The sequence below is a fragment of the Streptomyces sp. NBC_00386 genome, assembly GCF_036063235.1.
Classification (GTDB): domain Bacteria; phylum Actinomycetota; class Actinomycetes; order Streptomycetales; family Streptomycetaceae; genus Streptomyces.
The window spans coordinates 6,452,120-6,476,694 of sequence record NZ_CP107950.1 but is presented as its reverse complement, the minus strand read 5'-3'; the positions used below and the strand labels follow the sequence as shown (position 1 = coordinate 6,476,694).

General features: G+C 72.3%; 17 protein-coding genes. 6 read left to right on the top strand and 11 right to left on the bottom strand.

Translation table 11 applies throughout. The annotated features are described in order from the left end of the window. The first annotated feature begins 159 nt into the window (after window positions 1–159). Window positions 160–3,141 carry a beta-galactosidase gene (locus OG780_RS28350; RefSeq protein ID WP_328452819.1) on the top strand — a complete coding sequence of 994 codons (2,982 nt, stop codon included), beginning with the start codon at window positions 160–162 and terminating at the stop codon, window positions 3,139–3,141. A gap of 195 nt (window positions 3,142–3,336) precedes the next feature. Here the strand turns inward: OG780_RS28350 and arfA are convergent, their stop codons facing one another. From arfA to OG780_RS28310, 8 genes are all read right to left on the bottom strand, one after another. Beyond that, window positions 3,337–4,839: an arabinosylfuranosidase ArfA gene (gene arfA / locus OG780_RS28345; RefSeq protein WP_328452817.1), complete on the bottom strand. Its 1,503-nt coding sequence runs from the start codon at window positions 4,837–4,839 to the stop codon at window positions 3,337–3,339. Window positions 4,840–5,003: 164 nt separating this feature from the next. Continuing rightward, window positions 5,004–5,960, bottom strand: coding sequence for an IS481 family transposase (locus OG780_RS28340; RefSeq protein ID WP_328444966.1), 957 nt, complete (start codon window positions 5,958–5,960; stop codon window positions 5,004–5,006). 165 nt (window positions 5,961–6,125) lie between these two features. After that, entirely contained in the window at window positions 6,126–7,094 is a 969-nt protein-coding gene (locus tag OG780_RS28335) for an arabinan endo-1,5-alpha-L-arabinosidase (RefSeq protein ID WP_328452815.1), read from the bottom strand. 18 nt (window positions 7,095–7,112) lie between these two features. Continuing rightward, a complete protein-coding gene (locus OG780_RS28330) occupies window positions 7,113–7,976 on the bottom strand; it encodes a carbohydrate ABC transporter permease (RefSeq protein ID WP_328452813.1) in 864 nt (287 codons plus the stop codon). After that, a complete protein-coding gene (locus OG780_RS28325) occupies window positions 7,973–8,914 on the bottom strand; it encodes a carbohydrate ABC transporter permease (protein WP_328452812.1) in 942 nt (313 codons plus the stop codon). Before OG780_RS28325 ends, OG780_RS28330 begins: the two co-directional genes overlap by 4 nt. Further along, a complete protein-coding gene (locus OG780_RS28320) occupies window positions 8,911–10,269 on the bottom strand; it encodes an extracellular solute-binding protein (RefSeq protein WP_328452810.1) in 1,359 nt (452 codons plus the stop codon). Before OG780_RS28320 ends, OG780_RS28325 begins: the two co-directional genes overlap by 4 nt. 248 nt (window positions 10,270–10,517) lie before the next feature. Then, window positions 10,518–11,417, bottom strand: a complete 900-nt coding sequence (locus tag OG780_RS28315) for an SMP-30/gluconolactonase/LRE family protein (RefSeq protein ID WP_328452808.1) — start codon at window positions 11,415–11,417, stop codon at window positions 10,518–10,520. Beyond that, the gene (locus OG780_RS28310) at window positions 11,414–12,187 is read right to left on the bottom strand and encodes an IclR family transcriptional regulator (RefSeq protein ID WP_326787991.1); all 774 of its coding nucleotides are present in this window, start codon (window positions 12,185–12,187) and stop codon (window positions 11,414–11,416) included. The genes OG780_RS28315 and OG780_RS28310 overlap by 4 nt, the downstream gene beginning before the upstream one ends. 164 nt (window positions 12,188–12,351) lie before the next feature. Between OG780_RS28310 and OG780_RS28305 the strand changes: the two genes are divergently transcribed. Further along, window positions 12,352–12,981 carry a hypothetical protein gene (locus OG780_RS28305; RefSeq protein ID WP_328452806.1) on the top strand — a complete coding sequence of 210 codons (630 nt, stop codon included), beginning with the start codon at window positions 12,352–12,354 and terminating at the stop codon, window positions 12,979–12,981. A 146-nt stretch (window positions 12,982–13,127) separates the two neighbouring features. Here OG780_RS28305 and OG780_RS28300 read toward each other — a convergent pair whose 3' ends face one another. After that, on the bottom strand, window positions 13,128–14,003 hold the full coding sequence (locus tag OG780_RS28300; RefSeq protein ID WP_328452804.1) for an ATP-grasp domain-containing protein: 876 nt from the start codon (window positions 14,001–14,003) through the stop codon (window positions 13,128–13,130). A 263-nt stretch (window positions 14,004–14,266) separates the two neighbouring features. Between OG780_RS28300 and OG780_RS28295 the strand changes: the two genes are divergently transcribed. Next, the gene (locus OG780_RS28295; protein ID WP_328458437.1) at window positions 14,267–15,367 is read left to right on the top strand and encodes a MerR family transcriptional regulator; all 1,101 of its coding nucleotides are present in this window, start codon (window positions 14,267–14,269) and stop codon (window positions 15,365–15,367) included. A gap of 62 nt (window positions 15,368–15,429) precedes the next feature. On the opposite strand, the gene OG780_RS28290 is transcribed toward OG780_RS28295, so the two are convergent. After that, window positions 15,430–16,074, bottom strand: a complete 645-nt coding sequence (locus OG780_RS28290) for a toxin-antitoxin system, toxin component (protein WP_328452802.1) — start codon at window positions 16,072–16,074, stop codon at window positions 15,430–15,432. 298 nt (window positions 16,075–16,372) lie between these two features. On the opposite strand from OG780_RS28290, the gene OG780_RS28285 reads away from it, so the two are divergent. Both OG780_RS28285 and OG780_RS28280 read left to right on the top strand, forming a co-directional pair. Next, on the top strand, window positions 16,373–17,953 hold the full coding sequence (locus OG780_RS28285; protein WP_328452800.1) for an acyl-CoA synthetase: 1,581 nt from the start codon (window positions 16,373–16,375) through the stop codon (window positions 17,951–17,953). Then, window positions 17,946–19,337, top strand: coding sequence for a carboxyl transferase domain-containing protein (locus OG780_RS28280; RefSeq protein ID WP_328452798.1), 1,392 nt, complete (start codon window positions 17,946–17,948; stop codon window positions 19,335–19,337). The genes OG780_RS28285 and OG780_RS28280 overlap by 8 nt, the downstream gene beginning before the upstream one ends. Window positions 19,338–19,493: 156 nt before the next feature. Here the strand turns inward: OG780_RS28280 and OG780_RS28275 are convergent, their stop codons facing one another. Further along, window positions 19,494–23,135 carry a S8 family serine peptidase gene (locus OG780_RS28275; protein WP_328452796.1) on the bottom strand — a complete coding sequence of 1,214 codons (3,642 nt, stop codon included), beginning with the start codon at window positions 23,133–23,135 and terminating at the stop codon, window positions 19,494–19,496. Window positions 23,136–23,518: 383 nt separating this feature from the next. Here OG780_RS28275 and OG780_RS28270 point away from each other — a divergent pair, with 383 nt between their 5' ends. Further along, a complete protein-coding gene (locus OG780_RS28270; RefSeq protein ID WP_328452794.1) occupies window positions 23,519–24,556 on the top strand; it encodes a rod shape-determining protein in 1,038 nt (345 codons plus the stop codon). The last annotated feature ends 19 nt before the right edge of the window (window positions 24,557–24,575 follow it).

The window sequence follows — 24,575 nt, the reverse complement described above, 5'->3', positions numbered from 1 at the left end:
CGCTCCGCTCACGGCCATCTCGCGTAATCCCCCCGCGCCGGAATCGTCATACGACCATCGGATGACCTGCTCCTGTGGACAATGGCCGCACCTTCCCCCGGCTTCCCGGGCTCGGACCGAGCGGGGGAATCCCCGTCGCCGTCCTCCGGGAGAACCCGCATGGTGTTGAGCAGACGTACCTTCAACGCACTCGCCGGCACCGCGGCCCTCGGCCTCTCAGTGAGCGGCTCCGGGAGCGACCAGGCGTGCGCGGCCGGAAGGGCGCCCCTCGCACCCACCGGACCCGCGCCCGCGCCGCCCACCGCCGACGGCGGGAAGCACACGGTCGGATTCGACCGCTACTCGATGCTGATCGACGGCAGGCGCCTGGTGATCTGGTCGGGCGAGTTCCACCCCTTCCGGCTGCCGAGCCCGTCCCTGTGGCGGGACGTCCTGCAGAAAATGCGTGCTCACGGCTACAACGCGGTCAGCATCTACGTCGCGTGGAACTACCACTCCCCCGCACCCGGGCAGCACGACTTCACCGGGGTCCGCGACCTCGACCTCTTCCTGCGCACCGCCGCCGAGACCGGGCTGTACGTCATCCTGCGCCCCGGCCCGTACATCAACGCCGAGGTCGACGCGGGCGGCTTCCCCGGCTGGCTGACGGCCACCCCCGGTGTGGCCCGCACGTCCGACCCCACCTACCTGAAGCACGCCGACGGGTGGCTCACCGCGGTCGACCGCATCGCGGCCCGCCACCTCTACACCGACGGCGGCGGCACGATCGTCCTGTACCAGCTGGAGAACGAGTACGACAACCATGTGGACGAGCCCGCGGGCCGCGACTACATGGCTCACCTGTACGCCAAGGTGCGCGCCGACGGCATCGACGTCCCCCTCTTCCACAACGACAAGGGCAGGAACGGGCACTGGGCCCCCGGCACCTTCGACACGGGCGGCGAGCGCGGGCGTTACCTGTACGGCTTCGACGGCTATCCCTCCCCCTTCAAGACACCTCCTGACTGGGGGTACTTCGGCCCCGGCGGTATGAAGGGCGGCTCGACCGCCAGCCCGGACACCCCGGGGTTCATCCCCGAGTTCGGCGGAGGCTGGTTCGATCCGTGGGGCGGGACGGAGTTCGACGGCCTCGGATACGCCGAGTCCCGCCGGACCCGGGACGCGGCCTACGAACGGCGCTTCTACCTCACCAACCTCGCCAACGGCATCACGGTCCACAACGTCTACATGACCTTCGGCGGCACCTCCTGGGGCTGGCTGCCCGCGCCGATCGTCTACACGTCGTACGACTACGGGGCCGCCATCGACGAGGCACGCCGGCCGACCGAGAAGCTCCTCCCCATGCACCAGATCGGCCGGCTGCTGCAGTCGGTGCCCGACCTGGCCAAGCTCGACCGCGCCGAGCCGCTCCCCGGCGACGGCATGGGGGCGGGCCCCGGCATCAAGGCGTACCACCTGGTCAATCCGGACACGCAGGCGCGTTTCCATGTGCTGCGCAACGACTCCCCCACCGAGGTCGTCGCGACCCTGGCGCTCGCCGGAACGGCCGTCGAGGTGCCGGTGCCGGGTCTCGACGCACGGCTGCTCGCCGCCGGGATCTCCCTGGGGCGCCGGAAGCTGAGCTGGTCCACCGCCCAGCCGATGCTGTGGCTGACCGCGGGACGGCAGGACATCGCCGTGTTCACCGGCCGGGCGGGCGAGTCCACGCGCACCTGTCTGGAGGCCACGAGCGAGCCGAAGGTCACCGTGCTGGACGGGGAGGCCGGGTACGGCTACGAGGACGGGGTCCTGCGGATCGACGCCGTGCTCGACGGCATCACCCGGGTCCGGGTGGAGGGCGGCGGGGTCGGGGCTCCCCTCCTGCTGCTGTTCGCCGACGACGAGAGCTCCCGTCTGCTGTGGCGCCACGACACCCCGTCGGGTCCGGTGCTGGTGCGCGGCCCGGCGCTGCTGCGCACGGCCGTCCTGCGCGGCACGGCCGCGCGTCTCACCGGTGACACGGCGGGGGCGGCCGACCTGGAGGTGTGGGGGCCGCGCGGGGTGACCGAACTCGTCTGGAACGAGCACGCGTTGAAGGCCCGCGCCACCTCCTCCGGGAGTCTGCGGGCCGAGCGGCCGCTGGCCGGACCGGGCCGGGTGCGGCTGCCCGCGCTCACCGGCTGGCGCCGGGCCGAAGGGAACCCCGAGTCGGCCCCCGATCACGACGACACCGGATGGCGGGTGACCGACAGGACGTCCTCGTACAGCGTCACCCCGGTGCCCGCCGGGCAGCCCGTGCTGTTCGCCGACGACTACGGCTTCCACTACGGAGACGTCTGGTACCGGGGGCACTTCGCGGACGCGGGCGGCGCGGACTCGGTATCGCTGGCCTATGTCGCCGGTACGCAGGGGCTGTTGATGGCCTGGCTGGACGGCGAACCGCTGGGCACGCACCGGATGCCGGTGCCGGACAAGAAGACCGTGCGCAAGGGGACCTGGGCGGCCACCGCCACCTTCCCCGTCCGGCCGCGGGAGCGGCGGTCCCATGTGCTGTCCGTCCTGGTCCGGCGCATGCAGCACGACGAGGACGGCAGGGCCGACGACACGCACAAGGCGGCCCGGGGCCTGACGGCCGTCACCTTCGACGGGGCCGCTCCGGCGGTCCGCTGGCGCATTCAGGGCGCGGCGGCCCCCGACCCGGTGCGCGGACCGCTCAACGCCGGAGGTCTGCACGGGGAGCGGCACGGCTGGCATCTGCCGGGCTTCGCGGACGGCGGCTGGGAGGCCGTCGGCCTCCCGCGCGCCGAACGACGCCAGGGTGTCACCTGGTACCGCACCGGATTCCGGCTCGGTGTGGACAGCGGGGTGGACGCGTCGATCGGGCTCACCCTCACGGACGATCCGGACCGCGCCTATCGTGTCCAGATCTTCCTGAACGGCTGGAACATGGGCCAGTACATCAACGACGTGGGCCCGCAGCACACGTTCGTCCTCCCCAACGGGGTGCTGCTCACCCGGGGGTACAACACGCTGGCCCTCGCGGTGCTGTCCGACGGGACCACGCCCGCCGGCCCCGGCCGGGTGGAACTGACGCTGCTGGGCCGCGCGGCCGGAGGAGTGCCGGTGACACCGGTCGCCTCCCCCGGCCCCGGGAGCGCGTGAGGAGAGGCCCTAGGGCCTGTCGTTTGGATCATGCGGCGGGACGCGGGGCAGGGTGCGCGCATCTGCGGCGTTGTCGTCGGTCCACGACGCTCCGCGTCGCCTCCCTCCTCCGCCTTGCAGCTGCACACACCCTGCCCCGCTCGGCCCAGCCGACAAGCACCGCACCTCGACGCCACCTGATCCAAACGACAGACCCTAGGCGAGCCTGATCACGTTCCAGGACAGCGGCTCCAGGACGGCGTTGAGCGTGCCGTCCCGGAGCGTGGTCCCCTCGACCGGGTGCGGGGTGACCCGCTCCTGGTCGTGCAGGCTGTTGACGGCGTCCGGATCGGCGTCGGCGAGCGCGCTGTGCTCGACGACCGTCGTCAGCCCCAGCCGGTTCAGGGCCACTTCGAGCGGCAGCGGCTCGGTCTGGCTGCGGTTGACGGCGAAGACGGTCACCGAACCGTCCTCGGCGCGTACCGCGGTGGCGTGCAGCAGGTCCGCCTCGCCGTACTTGCGGGTCTCGTACGTCGGTGAGTCCACCCGGACGTCGAGGACCTGCCCGCGCCCGTGGGCCGAGGCCTGCGCGAACGGGTGGAACGTCGTCTGCCGCCAGGCGGGGCCGCCCGGTTCGGTCATGATCGGCGCGATGACGTTGACGAGCTGGGCGAGGCAGGCGACACGCACCCGGTCCGCGTGCCGCAGCAGCGCGATGAGCAGCGAGCCGAACACGACCGCGTCCGTGACGGAGTAGACGTCCTCCAGCAGGCGCGGGGCCTCCTGCCAGTCCTCGACCGGGTGCGGGTTGGGACGGCTCTGGTACCAGACGTTCCATTCGTCGAAGGAGAGGTTGATCTTCTTCTTGGACTTCAGCCGGGCGCCCACGTGGTCGCAGGTCGCCACCACGTTCTCGATGAACGACTCCGTGTCGACGGCGGAGGCGAGGAAGGAGTCCCGGTCGCCGTCGGTCTCCTCGTAGTAGGCGTGCAGGGAGATGTGGTCGACGAGGTCGTACGTCTCGGCGAGGACCGTCGCCTCCCACTCGGCGAAGGTCGCCATCCCCTGTCCGGACGAGCCGCACGCGACGAGTTCGAGGCCGGGCTCGATCTGCCGCATCGCGCGGGCGGTCTCGGCGGCGAGCCGGCCGTATTCCTTCGCGCTCTTGTGGCCGGTCTGCCAGGGGCCGTCCATCTCGTTGCCGAGGCACCACAGCCGGATGCCGAAGGGGTCCTTGTCGCCGTGCGCGATCCGCCGGTCGGAACGGGCGGTCCCCGATGGGTGGTTGGCGTACTCCTGGAGTGCCAGGGCCTCGGCGACCCCGCGGGTGCCGAGGTTGACGGCCATCATCGGCTCGGCCTGCGGGCCGATCTTGCGCACGAAGCCGATGTACTCGCTGAGCCCGAAGCGGTTGGACTCGGTGGAGCGCCAGGCGAGGTCGAGGCGGCGGGGCCGCTCCTCGACGGGGCCCACCGAGTCCTCCCAGTCGTAGCCGGAGACGAAGTTGCCGCCGGGATAGCGGACGGCCGTGACACCGAGCTCGCGGACGAGCTCCAGCACGTCGGTGCGCAGGCCGTCGGCGTCGGCCGCCGGGTGTCCGGGTTCGAAGATGCCGGTGTAGACGCAGCGGCCGAGGTGCTCGACGAAGGAACCGAAGAGACGGGGGTCGACCTCGCCGATGGTGAAGGCGGGGTCGAGGGCGAAGCGGGCGGTGCGCATGGTGTCCTTTCGGGGCGCCGGAGGGTGGGATGGTTCACCCGCGGGGGCGGCGGGTGCGGTGCGGCCCGTTGAGCGGGTGCGGGTGCTGCCCGTGAGGGTGCGGGTCGGGTGCGGGCGGCCCAGGGTCTGCCCCGCGTCCCGCCGCACGGTCCGAACGACAGGCCCTAGGTGTATTGACCCGCAGCGTTGTTCACACGGCTGATGGGTGGCTGGCCTCCGAGGGCGGTGTGGCAGCGATGGTAGTTGTAGCCGTGGAGGAAGTCGTCCAGGGCGGCCGTGCGTTCGTCGTTGCTGGTGTAGGGCCGCAGGTAGGCCCATTCGTCGAGCAGGGTGCGGTTGAAGCGTTCGACCTTGCCGTTGGTCTGCGGCCGGTAGGCGCGCGTCAGCTTTCCGGTCGCGCCGATCTCGGCGAGGGCCTGTTTCCAGGCCAGGCCCTTGCGGTAGGCCCAGGCGTTGTCGGTGAGCACGCGTTCGATGCGGGTGATGCCGTGCGTGTGGAAGAACGCAGCCGCGCGGGTGAGGAAGCCCGCGCAGGTGGCGACCTTCTCGTCCGGGTGGATCTCGCTGTAGGCGAGGCGACTGTGGTCGTCGACGGCGGAGTGGACGTAGTCGAAGCCCATGCTGCTGCGGGTGGCGCGGCCGGCCTGGCGTCCGAGGACTTTGTGGCCGCCGCCGTCGGGGATCCGACCGAGCTTCTTGACGTCGATGTGGATCAGTTCGCCGGGCCGGTCGCGTTCGTAGCGGCGGATGACCTGGCCGGTGGGCCGGTCCAGGTGGGCCAGGCGGTTCAGGCCGTGGCGGGTCAGGATCCGGTGGATGGTCGAGGCGGGCAGGCCCAGGATCGGGCCGAGCCGTGCGGGACCGAGTTTGCGGGCCTGCCGCAGTTGGCAGACCCGGGCCTCCAGGGCCGCAGGTGTGCGATGCGGTGTCGTCCGGGGCCGGCTGGAGCGGTCGGCGAGGCCCGGTTCGCCCTCGTCCCGCCAGCGGCGGACCCACTTGTGGGCCGTGGCTCGGGAGACGCCCATCTCGGCCGCCACATGAGCGACCGGGCGGCCCGCGCAGACACGTTCGACCAGCAGCCGCCTGCCATGAACGGTCAGCCGGGCATTACGGTGGGACACGAAGACCTCCGTGCGGTGCAGTCCTAGACAGCTCCACCACATCGGAGGTCTTCGCCATGTTCAAGACCCGCCAGTGTCAACAACGCTCGTGATCAATACACCTAGGCCGTGTCCGCAAAGTCGCGCCTGCCCTTCGGGCGGACGACGCGACTTTGCGGACACGCCCTAGCGCAGGCTCGGCCAGCCGTTCGCGGTCCAGGTCAGCCGGTTCAGGCCCAGCTTGGGTGTGCCGTTGTCGTCCGCGTCGTAGTAGTGGTACGCCAGCCAGTCCTGGCCGTGGTCCCGGAAGACCGACTCGCCGCCGGGGCCGATGTAGCGGCCGTGCCCGGCGAGCAGAAGGTCGCCGCCGCCGTCGAGCATCGGTGTGCCGGTGCTGTCCACGTACGGGCCCGTCACCGACGTGGACCTGCCCACCCGGATCTTGTACGTGGAGTCCACGCCCGCGCAGCACGCGTCGTACGAGGCGAACAGGTAGTAGTAGCGGCCGTGTCGGACCACGTACGGGCCCTCGACGGCGTACGGGGCGTCCGGGCGGGTCGCCAGGTGGTGGACCGGCGCGTCCGCCACGGCCTTGCCGGTCACCGGGTCCAGTTCGACCATGCGGACGCCGGTCCAGTACGAGCCGAACGTCATCCACAGTCTGCCGTCGGCGGCGGTCACCGCCGGGTCGATGGCGTTCCAGGTGTCGTCGGTGTCCGAGGTGAAGGCCTTGCCGTGGTCGGTCCAGGTGCCGGGCAGACCGCTCGGGGAGGTGGCGACGCCGATCGCGGAGTGGTTGGTGCCCCAGGAGGAGACCGCGTAGTAGAGCCAGTAGCGGCCGGCGCGGTAGGAGAGGTCCGGAGCCCAGGGGTCGCCGGTCGAGTTGTACTCGTACCACCAACTCGGCGGTGAGGCGAAGGCGTTGCCCGCGTCGTCCCACTGGGTCCGGTCCCGGGAGAGACGGGCACCGATCACGCCGCCGGTCGAATAGGCCACGTATCCACCGGACTTGAGCTGGATGACGGTCGGGTCATGGATGATCCGCTGTCCGGTGACGGGCTCCGGGTCGGGGTAGCCGACGTCGGCCTGCGCGGTGGTCGGCAGCAGGGCGACGACGGCCGCGACGATCAGCGCTGCGGTTCTGCGTCCGGTCAACTGAGGCTCCTCGTAAGGTCATTGACCGGCCAGACCGGTGTGGGCGATGCCCCGCACGATCTGGCTCTGGAAGAAGACGAACACGACGATCAGCGGAAGGCCCGCGATCAGACCGCCCGCCATGAGCTGCGGCCAGATGATGCCGAAGGAGTTCTGCACGGTGGCGATGCCGTTCGGCATGGTCATCAGGTCGGGGTTGCTGGTCACCATGTACGGCCACAGGAAGTTGTTCCACGAGGCGATGAAGGTGAAGATCCCGACCGCGGACAGGGAAGGCCTGGAGAGCGGGAGGACGATGGTGAAGAAGATCCGCCAGCGGCCCGCGCCGTCGATGAACGCGGCCTCCTCCAGTTCACGGGGCAGCGACTGGAAGAACTTGTACAGGATGTAGACCATGGCCGCCGGGGCGCACTGCGGCAGGATCATGCCCCAGTAGGTGTCGACCATGCCGAGCGACTGCACGGTCGCGAAGAGCGGGACGCCGAGGACGGCCGGGGAGAACATCAGGCCGGCCATCGTGAGGGCCATCAGGGCGGACTTGCCGCGGAACTCGGTGCGGGCGAAGCCGTATCCGGCGAGGGCCGCGACGAGCAGCACGACGAAGGTGACGCAGACGGACACCACCAGGGAGTTCACGAACCAGTTGGGGATGTTGCCGGCCTCGATGACGCCCTTCCAGGACGCCGCTGTGAGGTGCTGCGGGATCCAGTGCGGGGAGGTCACCGACTCGGTGGGGGTCTTCAGCGAGGTCGACAGGGCCCAGGCCAGCGGGGCCATCCACACCAGGGACAGGGCGGCGGCGACCGCCGTCAGGGCGATCTGTGCCGGTGTCCAGGAGCCACGGGGCTTGCGCGGTACGGGAGTCGGGTGGGCGGTGGTCATCGGGCGTCCTCCTCGCGGAGCCGCAGCAGCCACATCCGCCCGAGGGCGACGGCCGCGATGATGAGGAACAGGATGAAGGAGATCGCGGAGGCGTAGCCGACGCGGTAGCTGGTGAAGCCCTGTTCGAGGGTGTACTGAACGAAGGTGCGGGTCGATTCCTCGGGTCCCGGGCCGAACTGGTACATGACGACGGCCTGGTCGAAGACCTGGAGCGAGGCGAGGATCTGCAGGGCGAGTACCAGGCCGGTGATGGTGCGCAGGTTCGGCACGGTGATGTGCAGCATCCGCTGGAAGGCGCCCGCCCCGTCCAGTTCGGCCGCCTCGTAGAGGTGGTGCGGGATGTTCTGGAGCGCGGCCAGGTAGAGCAGGAACGAGAAGCCGACCGTCCACCACAGGGTCGCGACGACCACCGCGATCATGGCGGTGGACTTCTGGGTGAGCCAGGGGGTGTCGATGCCGAGGACGTGGTTGACCATGCCGTTGGTGGGTTGGAACAGCCACCACCACAGGTTGCCGACCACGGCCGACGGCAGCAGGAACGGCGCGAAGAAGCACAGCCGCCACAGCCACTTGAGATGGGTGATGTGGTGGGCGATCAGGGCCATGAGCAGGGCCACGACGACGATGCACGGGACGACGTAGAGGGTGAACTGGACGCTGTGTCCCAGGGAGTTCCACACCAGATGGTCCTGGAACGCCTCGCGGTAGTTGTCGAGGCCGACGAAGCCCGTGTGGTCGCCGGAGATGTTGGCGTCGGTCAGGCTGAGGTAGAGACCGCGGACGACGGGCACGACGACGAACAGCCCGTACAGCACGAAGAACGGGGCGACGAACCAGCCGCCGTGCTGGAACCGGCGGCTCCAGCGGGCGCGGGCGGACTCCGTCCCGGTGGCCGCGCGGGCCCGCAGGCCGGTGGCGGGTGCGAGGGTCGTGGTCATGCGGCGGCTCCCTTCAGTTCCTGGGCGGCGGTCCGGCCGTCCATCGGATTCCGCATGGCCAGCAGTTCCTCCAGGACGGATTTCATCCGGCGGGCGGCGGCCTCCGGTTTCGCGGAGCCGACGTTCGATGACGCGACGACCGGGCCGATCCGCTTGGCGAGGGTGCCGGTGGAGCCGGCGAACCAGATGCGCGGTTCGGTGGCCGGGTGTTCCATGGCCGGGCGGGAGTACTCGCTCTGCGGGGTCAGCTTCAGATAGTCCGGGTCCTCGAACGTCGGCAGATAGGCGGGGACATGGCCGCCGCCCGCCCAGGCGGTGGCGTTCTTGACCATGTAGGCGGCCAGCAGGTGCGCGCCCTCGTTGGCGGCGCCGCCGCGGTCGGCCTGGTGCGGCAGGACGAAGGAGTGCGACTCGGCGTGCGTGGCCGGGGTGCCGAAGACCGGGGGCAGCGGCTGGGCCCCGTAGCCGACCTTCTCGCCGCTGAAGTACGGCACCGACCAGTTTCCCTCCCACACGAACGGCGATCCGGCGAGGAACGCCTCGCCGTCGGCCTGGCCGACGATCGCGTAGCCGTCGGCGACGTGCTGGTGGAAGAACTCCAGGACCTGGGTGGCCTTGCCGGTGTCGAAGGTGACGTCGGTCCGCTCGTCGTTGAAGTAGCCGCCGCCGAGCTGCTGGTAGAAGGCGACGAAGAACCACCAGGAGAAGTTCTGGTCGAAGGCGTGCAGGCCGAGGGTCTGCTGCCCGTCCTTCAGCTGCTTCCTGGCCTCCTTGAGGAGGGCGAACCACTCGTCGGTGGAGTTCGCGGTCGGCAGCCTCCCGTCCGCGTCGAGCAGTCCGGCCTTCCGGCAGACGTCCGTGCGGTAGAAGCTCAGCTGGACGTGGATGTCGAGGGGCAGGGCGTAGAGCTTGCCGTCGACGATGCCGCGTTTCCAGAGCACGGGGTTGAAGTCGGCTTCCCGGACGCCGTACTTGGTGAGCAGGTCCATGTCCCAGGGGTCCAGGAGACGGCCGGGCGCGAAGCCGGGGACGCGGCCCTGGTGCATGACGCCGAGGTCCGGAGCGCGGTTGCCCGCGGCGGCCATCGCGAGCTTCGTGTAGTACGGGTCGCCCCAGGTGAGCGTGGAGTCCTTGACCGCGATGCCGGGATGCTCCTTCCGGAAGGCGTCCACCATCGCGACCATGTTGGCTCCGTCGCCCCCGGTGAAGAGGTTCCAGTACCGCACCCGGGTGTTCGCGCCCGAGGCGAGCGCGTCCGCTCCGGTGCCGAGCGCGGCGAAGCCGAGGCTGCCCGCGACCGTCAACCCGCCCACCGTGGACAGGAGTTGCCTGCGGGTCAGGCCAGGTCGTCCCATGCCTTGCCTCCACTGTTCGAAATTTCGGAGGATGATCGCAACTTCGAACGGGACCGTAGATAGGAAGCGCTTTCTCGTCAATGGTTTGCGCAAAAACCGTGCGCTCGAAACGGCGTTGGGCGCGCGGGACGGAGGGCGCCGGAGACGGTGGGCGCCGGAGAATACAGGCGCCTGAGACGGTGGGCGCGCAAAAAAAGCGAGCCCCCGCCCGGTGGCCGTCAACCGGGCGGGGACTCGCGGGTGTTCGGTTATCCGGCGAACTCCGGCTGCGGCAGACCCTTGCCCGCGCCGGGGACGACGAGCAGGGAGCCGGACATCGGGTGCGGTGCCGCGAGGCCCGTACGCGCGGTGGTGATGTAGAGGTCGGTGAGGTCGGCGCCGCCGAACACGCAGGCGGTGGGGCGGCGGACGGGCAGTTCGAGAACCCGGTCCAGCTCGCCGTCCGGCGTGTAGCGGCGGACCGCCCCGCCGTCCCAGAGGGCCACCCAGACACCGCCCTCCGCGTCCACCGTCAGACCGTCGGGGAATCCGTCCTCCACGGTGGCGAACGGACGCCTGTCGACCGGCAGTTGATCGTCACCGATGTCGAACACGTCGATGCGGCGGGTCGGCGAGTCTATGTAGTAGACACGGCGGCCGTCGGGGGTCCAGCCTGTGCCGTTGCTGACGCTCACGTCGTCGAGGATGGGGCGGACCGTGCCGTCGGGGGTGATCCGCGAGAGCGTTCCTCCGCCGGGCGCCTCGTCGTAGCGCATGGTGCCGCACCACAGCGAGCCGTCGGGCGCGACGGCCGCGTCGTTGGCCCGCCGGCCGGGCACGGGTTCCCGGTGCAGCCAGCGGAACGAGCCGCCGGCAGGCGCGGTCCCGGTGGACCCCCCCGGCGCCGCGGCGGACTCGCCGGACCCCGCCGGCCCGTAAAGACCCACTCCGTCACGGAGGTTGACGACCAGTCCACCACCGGCCCGGGGTTTGGCCGCACCCACGTGCTGCTCGGTGGCCAGCACCGTGCGGCGGCCGGAGACGGGGTCGAAGGTGTGGATCCGGGAGCCGAGGATGTCCACCCAGATGAGCCGCCCCGCCCGGGCGTCCCAGGTCGGGCCCTCGCCGAGGGCCGCGTGCGCCCGGACCGCGACCTCGACGGCGCTCACCGCGCGTTCCGGTGGCCGAGCCGCTCGGACAGGTCCGCGGCGCCCTTCACCGCGAGCTGCTCCAGTTCGACGCGGCGCTCGTCGCTCCAGCGAATCATCGGCACGGAGATCGAGAGCGCGGCGACGACCTGTCCGGCCCGGTCGCGCACGGGGGCGGCGACACAGCTCACGTCCGGGTTGGACTCACGGCTCTCCACGGCGATCCCGCGACTGCGGATCTCGGCGAGGGCCTCGCGCAGGGCGCCCGGCTCGGTGATGCTGTTCGGGGTCATCGCCACGAGGTCGGCGTCGTCCGGGACGCGTGAGGTCAGCTCCGGCTCGGAGAGGGAGGCGAGCAGCATCTTGCCGACGGAGGTGCAGTGCGCGGGAAGCCTGCGGCCGGCCGCCGAGACCATGCGCACCGCGTGCGTGGAGTCGACCTTCGCGATGTAGATGACGTCGGTGCCTTCGAGGATCGCCACGTGTACGGTCTCGTCACAGGTCTCGGCGACGGAACGGGCGACCTGCTGGCCCTCGGCCGCGAGGTCGAGCTGCTCGGCGTAGCGGCTGCCGAGCTGGTACGGGCGCACGCCGAGCCGGTAGCGTCCCGGCTGGCCGGGCACCTGCACGATGTACGACCGGGCGGCGAGCGTGGTCACCAGCTCGTGCACGGTCGTGCGCGGCAGCTGGAGCTTGCGCACGATGTCGGGGGCGGAGAGCGTCCCGTCCCCGTCGAGAAAGAGCTCCAGTATGTCCAGGGCCCGGGTCACGGCAGGTACGAGGCGTCCCACAACCGGCCCCCTCTCTTTTGTTCGAAATTTCAACAGACGATCGGGATGACGAACACAGGCTAGTCATTCGCCCGGGGGCGGGCAATGGTTTGCGGGGTCCCGCTCGCACGCCCCCGCGCCGGCTCACGACGGGCCGCGCCCCGCCGGGGGCCGGGTGCGCGACCATGGAGCGCATGCCGGCCAAACGCCCCGCCACCCCCTTCACCCCGCTCGACTTCCAGCTCGTCCTGCTGCGCCGCATGGCCGACCACAACCCCGGCCTGGTCGAGGACGCCCGTCACGAGCTGGGGGTGTCCATCGCGGACATGCGCGAGGCCAACCGGCGCTGGCAGGCGATGCTGCACTCCCCGCGCGGACGGTCCGCCGCCTCGCGTTACCGCTCGGTCCTCGGGGCCCCCGAGTCCGCACGCGAGCGCCGGATCGGCGATCTGACCTGCGAGGCCCTGCAATGGCCGGTGCCGCTGTGGCCCGGTCTGCGCTTCGAGGTCCTGCTCGCCCCGAACGGCGTCGCCTGGAACGAATGGCTGGTGCGGGCCCCGGGCACCCCCGCCCCGGCGCTGGAGACCCTGGAGGACCTGGCCCCGTGGTGCTGCACGGTCGACGAGGCGGCCCGCGCCTTCGCCCCCGCCCGGCCCCTGGAGGGCACGGCCCCGACCCGGTGGGGTCTGGCGTTCACGGCACCCGACGCGTCGGGCGTACCGCACGCGTGCGCGGCGGAGTTCACCTGGGGGCTGCTGCAACGGGTGGGCGTCAAGGGGCCCGTGCCGGAACACCCCGGGGTGCCCGGGTGGTAGTCGCGGACAGGTCAGCGGTCTGCGGGCAGGTCGGTGGGCCGGGGACAGGTCGCTGGTCCGCGGGCGGTCGCTGATCCCGGAGGGCGCTGGGGTCGCCGGTCCGGGGAGGGGTGCCGATGGGACCGAGGGCTCCGGGACGAGCCCCCTCAGGGAGCGGCGGCCTCGATGACGCGGTCCACGACGACGGGCAGCGAGCCGGGGTGGAGCCACAGGAAGAGGTTCGGCTCGACGAGTTCCAGTTCCATCAGCCAGGGCTCGCCGTCGACGCCGTCGACGAGGTCGACCCGGGCGTAGAGCACGCCGTCCGCGCCTCCCGGGATGGCGGCCAACGCCCTTTCGGCGACTGCCAGTTCGGCCGCAGTAGGCTCCCAGGCCTCCAGGCGCGGGTGGGGTGTCTTGTCCCCGTCGTAAGGCGTCCCCGGCTCCAGCACGGCTCCCTTGCGGCTGGCGTGCAGCAGCCGTCCGCCGAAGAACTGGAGTGCCCGCTCGCCCCGGATGTCGATGTCCGTCACGTACGGCTGGACCATGGCGGTCAGCCCTTCGGCGTGCATCCGCGCGAGCTGCCCGAGGGCCGTCTCCCGCTCCTTCGGCGTGTACCGGGCGGCGTAGCGCGCCCCCGCACCCGCCGTCGGCTTCACGACGAACTCGTGCTCGCCGGGCAGGTCGACCGGGTCCCCCGGCGCGAGATACCGGGTCGGCACGACCGGCACCCCCGCGTCCGCGAGGTCCCCGAGGTAGCGCTTGTCCGTGTTCCATCGCACGACCGGCGCCGGATTCATCAGCCGCGTGAGCCCCGCGCAGCGCTCCGCCCACCCCACGAACTCCGCCACACGCCGGCTGTAGTCCCAGGTCGACCGGATCAGCGCCAGATCGAACCGCGCCCAGTCGACCGCGGGATCGTCCCAGTGCACGATCTCCGCCACCGCCCCGGCGTCCTCCAGTGCTCCCCTCAGCACCGGCAGATCCCGGTCCGCGCCGGGCTCCTCGCCCGGGTCGTAGGTGACGAGCGCGATACGGGCCACTTCGGACTCCCTCCTCGTACGGCACCGGCACCGGCACCGCGACACGGCACCGCCGCACGGCATCAGTGCACGGCCTCGGGCGCACCCCGTCGGGACGCCGTCCCGGGGCAAACCCCGCCGCAGGGTAACAACCGCCCGCGCTCCCTGACGGGCCGCACTTGACCTTCACCAAGGGGCAGGGCCCAACATCGGTGACGGAACGAGGAACCAGGGCCGGGACCAGGTACGACCCGGACACGGAACGACGGGGTGGACGCGTGGACATGCTGACGATCGGGGCCTTCGCGAAGGCCTCCCGGCTGTCGCCCAAGGCACTGCGGCTCTACGACGAACTGGAGCTGCTGCGCCCCGCCCGGGTGGACCCCGAGACCGGCTACCGCTACTACGCGGCCGAGCAGCTCCGAGAGGCCCGGCTGGTCGCGTGGCTGCGGCGGCTCGGCATGCCGCTCGCCCGCATCCGGCGGGTGTGCGCCCTGGAACCGGAGCCCGCCGCGCGGGAGATCGGCGCGTACTGGGCCGGGGTCGAGGCCGAGACGGCCGCCCGCCGGGATCTGGCGGCGTTCCTCGTGAACCACCTGTCACCGTCCCCGGGAAAGGACACCAGCATGCTGGAACTCCGCTACTCCGCACACTCCGACACCGGTCGGGTCCGTGCGGCGAACCAGGACAGCGTCCACGCGGGCGCCCGCGTCCTCGCGGTCGCCGACGGCTGCGGGCCCGGCGGCGCCCCCGCGAGCACGGCGGCGGTACGGGCCCTCACGTTCCTGGACGACGAGCCGCTGTCGGCCGGCGGCGTGCTCAACCTGCTGGAGGACGCCGTGGAGGGCGCGGCACAGGCCGTGGCGGACCTGGTGCCGCGACACGCCACGGACGGGGCCCCGGACGGAGATGGCACCGGCAGCACGCTCACGGCCCTGGTGTGGACCGGCTCCCAGCTCGCGCTCGTCCACATCGGGGACTCCCGGGCCTATGTCCTGCGCGACGGCGGGCTGCTCCGGATCACCCACGACCACACGGTGGTCCAGTCGATGATCGACGAGGGCCGCCTCACCCCGGAGGAGGCGACCACGCATCCGCAGCGCGCCATCCTGCTCAAGGCGCTGGGCAGCGACGCGAACGTACCCGATCTGCGCCTGCACGACGTCCGGCCGGGCGACCGCTACCTGCTCTGCTCGGACGGCCTGTCCACCGTCGTGCCGGACGAGGGGATCGAGCGGCTCCTCGCCTCCGCTCCCGACCCCGACGCGGCCGTCCGGGCCCTGATCGGGGCGGCGAACGACGCCGGGGGGCCGGACAACGTCAGTTGCGTCGTCGCGGACGTGGTCGAGGCAGCGGCCCGTCCGGGCGGACTCCGGTTCAGCTAGAACCTGTCGGACCGGACAGGTACCGGGATCTGCCGGACCGGACAGGTACTGGGACCCGTGGGTCAGTCCTGGGGCCTGCGGTAGCCGAGGGAGGTCTCGATGGCGCGGCCCACCGGGTCGACGGGGGCGCTGTCGCCGGGGCCGGTCACCCAGGTGCGGAAGACGCTCGCCAGTTGCAGGCCGAAGGCCTCGGCCCGAGCCTCGTCCGCCTGACGTGATCCGTCGCGGGCGGCGACGGCGCGGGCGACCTCCTGCCGGAGCGGCGTCGCCCGGGGGCCGGAGTCGTGCCAGCCGGAACGGTCCGAGAGGGCCGCCCGTGCGACGGCCCTGGCGCCGTCCACGTGGTGGTCGCGGTGGCCTTCCTTCATGTGCCACAACTCGTGCCCCAGGATGACGAGTTGCTGCACCGTCTCGGCGCGCTCCTCGACGACGACGAGGTCGAAGTCGCCGAACTCCATCCACAGACCGGTGACTTCGATCTCGTCGGGGAAACGCTCGAAGCGGAGCTGGACCGGACGGCCGCCCCGGCGCCGGCTCATCTCCTCGCAGAGGGCCTGCGCCAGCTCCCTCATGTCGACGGGCGTATCGATCCTTCTGCGCAGTACCCGGCCGAGCTCCACCGCGAGCGCCCGCATCTCGGAGCGGGCTCCGCGCGGACGCAGCGCCGCCACGAACCTTCCGACGGAGCCGGACGGCTTCGTCGTCATCGCTCCGCCCCCTCGCCGTCGGGCAGGACGTCGGGAAGGAGCGACGGGGACTCACTCACCAAAGGTCTCCCGGCAGTTGACTCGTCAAGTTGTGACGCGAGGCCGACACTACGTGTCCGGGTCCGTCCACGCCACGGTTCCCCGGCGATCGTTCCCGGTTTCGGAACGATCCTTACGGCGCCTGCGCGCCCCCTCCACGTCCTCGGCGCGATCGTGCGGCAGGCCACCCGATCCCGGAGCCCGATCGTGTAGGAAGAGCCTGTACCTCCCGGTGAAGTCCTCTCGGCAAGGAGTCCTCGTGTTCTCCCTCTTCCCGGCCCTGGTGAGCGGTTCGGTCGCGGACCGGTCCGCGCTGCGCTTCGGCGATCGGTCCCTGACGTACGCGGAACTGGCCGCCTCCGCTCAAGCGCTGGCCGTACGGCTCGGCGGTTCCGGGAGGGTCGCCGTCTGGGCGACGCCGACCCTGGAGACGGCCGTCGGCGTCGTCGCCGCGCTGCTCGCCGGGGTGCCGGCCGTACCGCTGAACCCGAAGTCCGGGGAGACGGAGCTCGGCCACATCGTGGGGGACAGCGCGCCGTCCCTGGTGCTCGCGGCCCCGGGGGACGTTCTTCCCGCTCCGCTCGGGACGCTGGACCGTATCGACGTCGAGGTGGACGCGGAAGCGGAAGCCGACGCGAAGGCGGACACGGAGGGGGAAGCGGGGGCAGCGGCCGGGGTCTCCGGCGGCGCGGGGGCCCCGGGCTCCGCCGCACCCACCGCCTCCGCCACGACCCCCGGGACCGTCACCGACCCCGCCGCCCCCGCCCTGGTCGTCTACACCTCCGGCACCACCGGTCCGCCCAAGGGAGCGGTCATCCCGCGCCGGGCGATCGCCGCGACCCTGGACGCCCTGGCCGACGCCTGGCAGTGGACCGGCGACGACGTGCTGGTGCACGGTCTGCCCCTGTTCCACGTGCACGGGCTGATCATCGGCATCCTGGGCCCGCTGCGGCGCGGCGGGTCCGTACGGCATCTGGGCCGGTTCAGCGCCGAGGGCGTGGCGCGGGAGCTGGACGCCGGGGCGACCATGGTGTTCGGGGTGCCGACGATGTACCACCGGCTCGCCGAGGCACTCGGCGAGGACCCCGGGCTCGCCGGGGCGCTGGGCCGGGCGCGGCTGCTGGTGTCGGGCTCCGCGGCGCTGCCCCTGCACGACCACGAGCGGATCAGGGCCGCGACCGGTCGCGGGGTCGTCGAGCGGTACGGCATGACGGAGACCCTGATGAACACCAGCGTGCGGGCGGACGGGGAGGTCCGCCCCGGCACGGTCGGCGTGCCGCTGCCCGGCGTCGGTCTGCGGCTCGTCGAGGAGGACGGGACGACGATCGCCGGGTACGAGGCGGACGGCACCCCGACCGGCGCGTACGACGGCGAGAGCGTCGGCGAGATCCAGGTGCGCGGGCCGAACCTCTTCACCGAGTACCTGAACCGGCCCGACGCCACCGCCGCCGCGTACACCGCCGACGGCTGGTTCCGCACGGGTGACATGGCGGTCCTCGATCCCGACGGCTCGGTCCGTATCGTCGGCCGCAAGGCCACCGACCTGATCAAGAGCGGTGGCTACAAGATCGGCGCGGGCGAGATCGAGAACGCGCTCCTCGAACACCCGGAGGTGCGCGAGGCCGCCGTCGCCGGGGAACCGGACGCCGACCTCGGTGAGCGCGTCGCGGCCTGGATCGTCCCGCTCGACCCTCACGCGCCGCCGTCCGCCGACGCGCTGGCCGACCACGTCGCCCGCCGGCTGGCCCCGCACAAACGGCCTCGCATCGTGCGTTTCCTGGACGAGCTGCCCCGCAACGACATGGGCAAGATCCTGAAGCGGGCGCTGCCGCGTGACTGACCGGATCTCGGCCCGCGAGGCCATCGCCCTGGTCACCGACAGCTTCGCCGAACTCCCCTCCCCCGACGTCGGGTTCACGCCCGACGGCCCACTCTCCTGGAAGGGGTACGGCGAGGCGCGGGCGCACGCCGCGGGCCGCACCGGCGAGGAGGAGTCCGTCGTCTGCGGCACCGCGACCTTCGGGACGGCGAGTTTCGGCACCACGATCGACGGCAGGGCTCCGCTCGGTCCGGTCACCGCCGTCCTCGTCGCCTTCGAGTTCGGCTTCCTCGGCGGTTCACTCGGCGAACGCACCGGTGACCGCCTGGAGGCGGCCTACGACTACGCCCGCACCCACCGGCTGCCCGTCGTCTCGCTCGTCGCCACGGGCGGCAGCCGGATGCAGGAGGGCATGCTCGCGCTGACCCAGCTCCAGCGGGTGGCACGGCAGTCGGCGCTCACCAGAGAGGCGGGACTCCCGCAGATCGCGGTCCTGCGGGACCCGACGACGGGCGGCGGCTGGGCCACGCTCGGCGCGGGCGCCGATGTGACCCTGGCGCTGCCGGGCTCCCAGGTCGCCTTCGCGGGCTCCCGGGTCCGCCCGCCCGACGCGGACCCCGCCGCGTACACGGCCGAGGCGCAGGTCGCGGCGGGCTCGGTCGACGCCCTCGTACCGAAGGACGGGCTGCGGGAGGCGCTCGCCCTGTGGCTGGACCTGCTCACCCGGCCCGCCGGCGGGGCGGCGCCCGTCCCGGCCGCGCTGGGCGAGGCGACCGATCTGCCCGCGACCGGCTGGGACGCGGTGCGGCGCGCCCGGGCCACCGAACGGCCGCGCGCCGAAGCCTACTTGGACTCCTACTTCACCCGCCGGGTCACGATCGGCGGGGACCGCTGCGGCGGCACCGACGACGGCGTGCTGTGCGGCTTCGGCCGCGCGCACGACGGGCGGACCGTCGCGTACGCCGCACAGCGCGGGACCCCGACCCGTCCCGCCGGATACCGCACGGCCGCCCGGCTGGTCCGGATGGCCGGACGGCTCGGCATCCCCGTCCTGACGCTGGTGGACACCCCGGGCGCCGCGAACGACGCGCTCGCCGAGCGGCAGGGGGCCGGCGCGGCGATCGCGGACCTGTTCGCGGCGGTCGCCACCGCCCGGACGCCCGTCACCACGCTGGTGATCGGCGAGGGCGGTTCGGGCGGCGCGCTGGCGCTGGCCGCCCCGGGCAACACCTGGGCCACACCGGACAGTTACTTCTCCGTCATCGCGCCGGAGTCGGCGGCCGCCATCCTCAAGCGGCCGGCCGACGAGGTCCGTGCCACGGCGGCTCAACTCCGGCTCCGGCCGCAGGACCTGCTGGACCTGGGAGTGATCCGGGGCATCTCGCCGCACCGCACCGGAGGGTGAACGGACGACGGCCGTCGGTTCCTCCCTCCCAAGAGGGACCGACGGCCGTCTGCTCGATGGGCCACCATCACGGTGGCCGCCCCCTGATCGGGCGTTCGCGGGGACGTGGGCCGGGCGGCGGGCTCTCCCCCGGGGAGCCCGCCGCCCGGCGGCCGGTCACCGGACGCCCACCGCCCGGATGGTCTCCTGGCTGACCGTGCCGCCCCGGTCGTCGCGGGCGGAGGCCCGCAGCGACACGAACCCGGCGTCGCGCGGCACGTTCAGCGTGCCCTGCCAGCGGGCCTTGCCGCCGCCGGTGAGCGGGACCGTCTTCCAGGTCGTCCCGTCGTCGTAGGAGACCTCCAGCTTTCCGCCGCCGAGGATGCCGGTGTCCGGCGCGCCCTTCACGTACTCGGCGTGGACGCTCACCGGGACCCGGCCGCCGCGCACGTCGCCCGCGAGGTCCGTGTCGATGTCGTAGCCGAGGTTGATGAGCGGGAGGAACGTGTAGTGGTCCTCGGGGGTGGCCGCCGACCGGACGGTCCACTCGGTGTGGCCCTTCGTGGAGAGCTTCCAGCGCTCCGGGTCGAGGGTCGTGTCCGTGACGACCTTGTAGGTGTGCTCCTCGGCGGGCGCGTCCCAGACGTATCCGGCGGAGCTCTTCCCCTGGTCTACCAGGACACCATCCTGGTAGACCTCGGTGAACTGCGTCATCCCGGTGCCGTCGCTCCACACGTCGCCGAAGCCGGTGTGGTCGGGACCGGAGTCGCCCCAGCCGGGCGTGTTGAACTGGATCTGGTTGCCCGCGCGTTGCTGGCCCCAGCCCAGTCCGGTGCCGAGCCAGGGGTGCCAGACGGGCTTGAACCAGTTCAGGGTCCCGTGGGTGCCGCCCCGGTAGGGGACCAGGCCGCTGCGCTCCTCCAGCGCGCCGTCCCCGACGTTGACGGACTCCATCCAGGTCTGTCCGGTGCCGGTGGAGACGTAGTCGGTCCGCTCGGCCGGGTAGTCGATCCGCTCCTGGAAACCGAGGCCGATGGGGAAGGGCTCGGCGATCGAGTAGCGGAACTCGCTGCCCGAGACGGGCTTCACGGCGTGGAACCTGGCGTCCAGCACGGCCAGTTCACCGCGCTCGGGTTCGTAGGTGAGACTGCGGTCCGGCACGGCGTTCCTGTAGCCGTGCGAAAGGTCGTACATGTAGGGGGTGTTGCGCGTGCCGGTCATGTCGACGGTCCGGGTCGCGCGCAGCCGTGCCGCGTCCGCCGCGTCGACCGTGGCGATCTGCAGCGGCCGGTTCTCGTTGTCGTCCGTGCCGAACCAGGCGTTGAGGCGTCCCGCCTGGTCGTCGGTGACGAACAGGGCCTTGGCGCCCGCGTCCTGGGCCTCCTGGGCGAGCGCGGCCGGGTCGGCCCCGTCGGTGAGCCGGGCGAGAACGGCCTTGCCGCTCACCCCGGTGAACGGCCCGTCCCCGACGTCGACCAGAGGCAGCCTGCTGCGGCCCTCGATCAGGGTGCCGCCCGGCTGGGCGAGCGCCGCCTTGACGCCCGCGACCTCGAGGAGCGGCTTCCCGAGCCGCCACACGGTCCGGTAGTCGAAGGTGCCCTCGGTGACCTTCGGGGTCGGCGCGGCGAAGACGCTGTCGTACTTGACGGGTACCTGGACCGCGCCGAACAGATCGGAGCCGCCGCCGTCGCGGTCGTACTCCATGAGCAGCTGCCGGGTCTCGGTGCGCCGGTCGACCTTCGCGCTGATCTCCCGCAACGTCCGCCCGTCCAGGGTGACTTCGCGGTCCCGGTCGAGAGTGATCTGGGGTGCGGCGAGGAAGCCGATGCCGAGGGAGTCGGCGCCGTGGCTGCCGCGCACGTCGAGGAAGGACGTCACGCTGTACGTGCCGGGCCTGAGGCGCAGTTCGAGGGTGCCGGAGTCTCCGACGGAGGCGGAGTACGCGTCGACGTCCTGCGCCAGCTGCTGCACGGCGAGGTAGGCCGCGGTCGGGGCGCCGTCCCGGTCCTTCACGTGGACGGTGAGCGTGTACCGCTCCTCCTCCTTGACCAGCCCGAACGCGGTGTGCGCGACGGGCGTGCCGTCCACCGACGCCACGATCCGCCCCGAGGTCTCGCCCACCGGCGCCTTCGAGCCGTCGCCGGTGAGCGTGGTGGACGCGGTGCCGTGCGCGGGCACCGTGAGCGTGGTGTCGGCGAGGGTGGCGACACCCTCGCCGGCCCCCTCCGCGGCGAGCGTCAACCGCACCGCCGCGTCGGAGGAGTTGGTGTAGGTGAGCGTCCGGGTGACCGGCCTGTCGTCCTCGTAGGGCCAGCTGTAGAAGCCGAGGTCGGCGCTGCCGGTGGCGGTGACCTTCGCGTCGACCGCGTCCGGGACGCTCACCCGGCCGGAGCCCAACTGGTAGGCGGATGCGTCGAGTTGCTTCGACGTCGACATCAGCGCGTCCTTGAGCCGGGCGCCGGTCCAGTCGGGGTGTTCCTGGGCGAGCAGCGCGGCCACACCGGCGACGTGCGGTGTCGCCATCGACGTACCGCTCATGGAGGTGTAGTAGCCGCTGCCGCTCACGAGCTGGGAGCGGGCGGCGAGGATGCCGACGCCGGGTGCGGAGAGGTCGGGCTTGAGCGCGTTGTCGCCGTAGCGGGGTCCGGCGCTGGTGAAGTACGCGGCCTCGTCGGCGGAGTCCACCGCTCCGACGGTCAGGGCGGAGTCGGCGGCGCCGGGCGAGCCGATGGAGGAGGGCGCGCCGGTGTTCCCGGCCGCGATGACGAAGAGGGCGCCGGTCTCCTCGGAGAGGGTGTCGACGGCGGCGGCCATGGGGTCGGTGCCGTCGCTGGGCTCGGTCGAGCCGAGGCTCATCGAGATCACCTTGGCGTGCACGTCGCGCGCGGCCCACTCCATGCCGGCGATGATCTGCGACTCGCTGCCCGAACCCTGGTCGCTGAGCACCTTGCCGACGGCGAGCGTGGCCTCGGGCGCGACGCCCTTCTCCTGGCCGTCGGAGGCGGCGCCGGTGCCGCCCACGGTGGAGGTGACGTGCGTGCCGTGCCCGTTGCGGTCGGCGACCTCCTGACCGTCGATGAAGCTCTTGGTCTGCGAGACCCGGCCGAGCAGGTCGGGGTGGCTCGTGTCGACGCCGGTGTCGAGGACGGCGACGGTCACACCCTTGCCGGTGAGCCCGGCCTCCCAGGCCTTCGGGGTGCCGATCTGCGCGTTGCTCCCGGCCATGTCGGCCTTGACCCGGCCGTCGAGCCAGACCTTGCCGATCCCCGGCTGACGGGTCATCGCCTTCCAGAAGGTCCGTCCCTTGTCCGCGTCGACGGCCGCGCCGCGGATGCTCGGCAGCGAGCGCGTCCGCTCGGCCCCGCCCGGGACCGTGGTCCGCGCCTTCGGGTCGTACGTCACGATCAGCGGCAGCTCGCCCGTCTGCCGGTCGGTGAGCCCCTGCCGTATCAGCTCGCTCACGTCGAACAGCCGCCGGTCGAGGGTGCCGGCCCCCAGATACGGCAGCGCCTCGTCCGGTACGACGGTGACGGTGCCGTCAGCGACCTGGGTGCGTACGGCCCCGGTGGCCCCGCGGGGGCGTACGACGGAGACGGTCTTCTTTCCTCCGCCGACGTCGGTGACGGTGACCTTGTCGCCGGTCACGAGGGTGACGGTGTGCGCGGCACCGGCGGCTCCCGCCTTCGCCGGGGTGCCGGTGGTCCCGGTGCCCGCGTTGTCCGCGGCGGCGAGGGCGCCGGCCCGCCCCGTGGGCAGCAGGGCGAGCACGAGCCCGGCCGACAGCAGCGCCGCCGGACGTATCAGTGGTCCTCTGGTCATTCATGGCCTCTCTTCGTCGGCCGTGCGCGCGCCGGGCAGGGGGTGGCGCCCGGTACTTGCGAAGAGTGTCGGGGGGCCCGTGCCGCGAAGGCGCCGACGAAGCCTGGCGGGAAGGCGCCCTGGCGGCTTCCCGCCAGGACATGCCGGTAGGAGCCGCAGAAACCGGGACAGCTCCAGGGGACGGGACCGGGTTTTGGGATCGAGTGGGGCGATCCCAGGAATCAGGTCGGGGGCCGGGTCCGGGGATCGAGTCGGACCACCCGTCCGGCGGCACCTCGCCCGGCCGTCCAAAAGGGGCGCGGCCCGCCCCGCGCCCGCAGGATGCGAGAGAGGACCGCCGCCCGGCGGAGCCCCCACGGTCTGCGCTCTCGGGAGGACCTGCCATGACCGCCAGTCTGGAGCAGCTGCGCCGCTGTCACTTCGCCGTCGACCTGGGCGCGTCGCGGACCCGTGTCTGGGTACGGGGCGCGGGTCTGGTCGTCGATCAGCCGAGCGTCGCGGCGATCAACACGAAGACGGGCGCGCTGATCGCGGTCGGGGAGTTCGCGGAGCGGATGACGGGCCGTACGCCCGACTACATCCGGGTGGTGCGCCCGGTGTCCGGCGGCACCGTCGTCGACATCGACATGGCCCAGCGGATGCTGCGCAATCTGCTCGGCGACAAGGTCCGGCGCACCCTGCGCCGCAAGCCCCGGCTGCGGGCCGCGGCCTGCACGCCGCACGACGCGGACCCGCTGGCGCAGCGCGCCACGATCGAGACGCTGGTCGGGCTGGGGGCGCGGCGGGTCGAGCTCGTCGACACGCTGATCGCCGCGGCGGTCGGCTGCGGGCTGCCCGTCGAGCGGCCCGAAGCCACCATGATCATGGTCTGCGGGGCCGCCGCGACCCAGCTCGCCGTGTTGTCGCTGGGTTCGATCGTCACCGCCGAACGCATCCCGGTCGGCGGCGAGGCCGTGGACCACGCGATCGTCCAGCACCTGCGCCACCAGCACGAGCTGATGCTGCCGAGTCAGGCCGTACGGCCCCTTCAGCTCGCCCTCTCCGGGAACGGGCTGACCCCGCACGGACCGGCCCTGACCGAGATCCACGGGCGGGACGTGGCGACCGGGCTGGCGCGTTCCGTGAAGGTCGACACCGCCGCCGTACGCCTGGCGATCGAGACACCGCTGACCGCCGTGCTGGACGGCGTCGGCAAGGTGCTGCGGTCCTGCCCGCCCGATCTGGTGGCCGATGTCGCCGACCGCGGGATCATGATGGTCGGCGGCAGCGCGCTGCTCCCCGGGCTCGACCAGATGCTCCGGCAGGCGACCGGTGTGCCCGTCCACATCGCCGAGCGGCCCGACGTCTGTGCCGTCCAGGGGCTCGGCTACATGCTGGAGGGCAAGATCGAGCCGATGGTCCTGAACCCGCTGGCGAACTGACGAACCGGCGCCCGAGGGC

Bases quoted from the DNA above. Each gene is read 5' to 3' on its own strand.
- OG780_RS28275 (WP_328452796.1), bottom strand. From the start codon at position 23,135: ATGACCAGAGGACCACTGATACGTCCGGCGGCGCTGCTGTCGGCCGGG.
- OG780_RS28295 (WP_328458437.1), top strand. From the start codon at position 14,267: ATGCTGACGATCGGGGCCTTCGCGAAGGCCTCCCGGCTGTCGCCCAAG.
- OG780_RS28320 (WP_328452810.1), bottom strand. From the start codon at position 10,269: ATGGGACGACCTGGCCTGACCCGCAGGCAACTCCTGTCCACGGTGGGC.
- OG780_RS28325 (WP_328452812.1), bottom strand. From the start codon at position 8,914: ATGACCACGACCCTCGCACCCGCCACCGGCCTGCGGGCCCGCGCGGCC.
- arfA (WP_328452817.1), bottom strand. From the start codon at position 4,839: ATGCGCACCGCCCGCTTCGCCCTCGACCCCGCCTTCACCATCGGCGAG.
- OG780_RS28330 (WP_328452813.1), bottom strand. From the start codon at position 7,976: ATGACCACCGCCCACCCGACTCCCGTACCGCGCAAGCCCCGTGGCTCC.
- OG780_RS28270 (WP_328452794.1), top strand. From the start codon at position 23,519: ATGACCGCCAGTCTGGAGCAGCTGCGCCGCTGTCACTTCGCCGTCGAC.
- OG780_RS28290 (WP_328452802.1), bottom strand. From the start codon at position 16,074: ATGACGACGAAGCCGTCCGGCTCCGTCGGAAGGTTCGTGGCGGCGCTG.
- OG780_RS28350 (WP_328452819.1), top strand. From the start codon at position 160: ATGGTGTTGAGCAGACGTACCTTCAACGCACTCGCCGGCACCGCGGCC.
- OG780_RS28305 (WP_328452806.1), top strand. From the start codon at position 12,352: ATGGAGCGCATGCCGGCCAAACGCCCCGCCACCCCCTTCACCCCGCTC.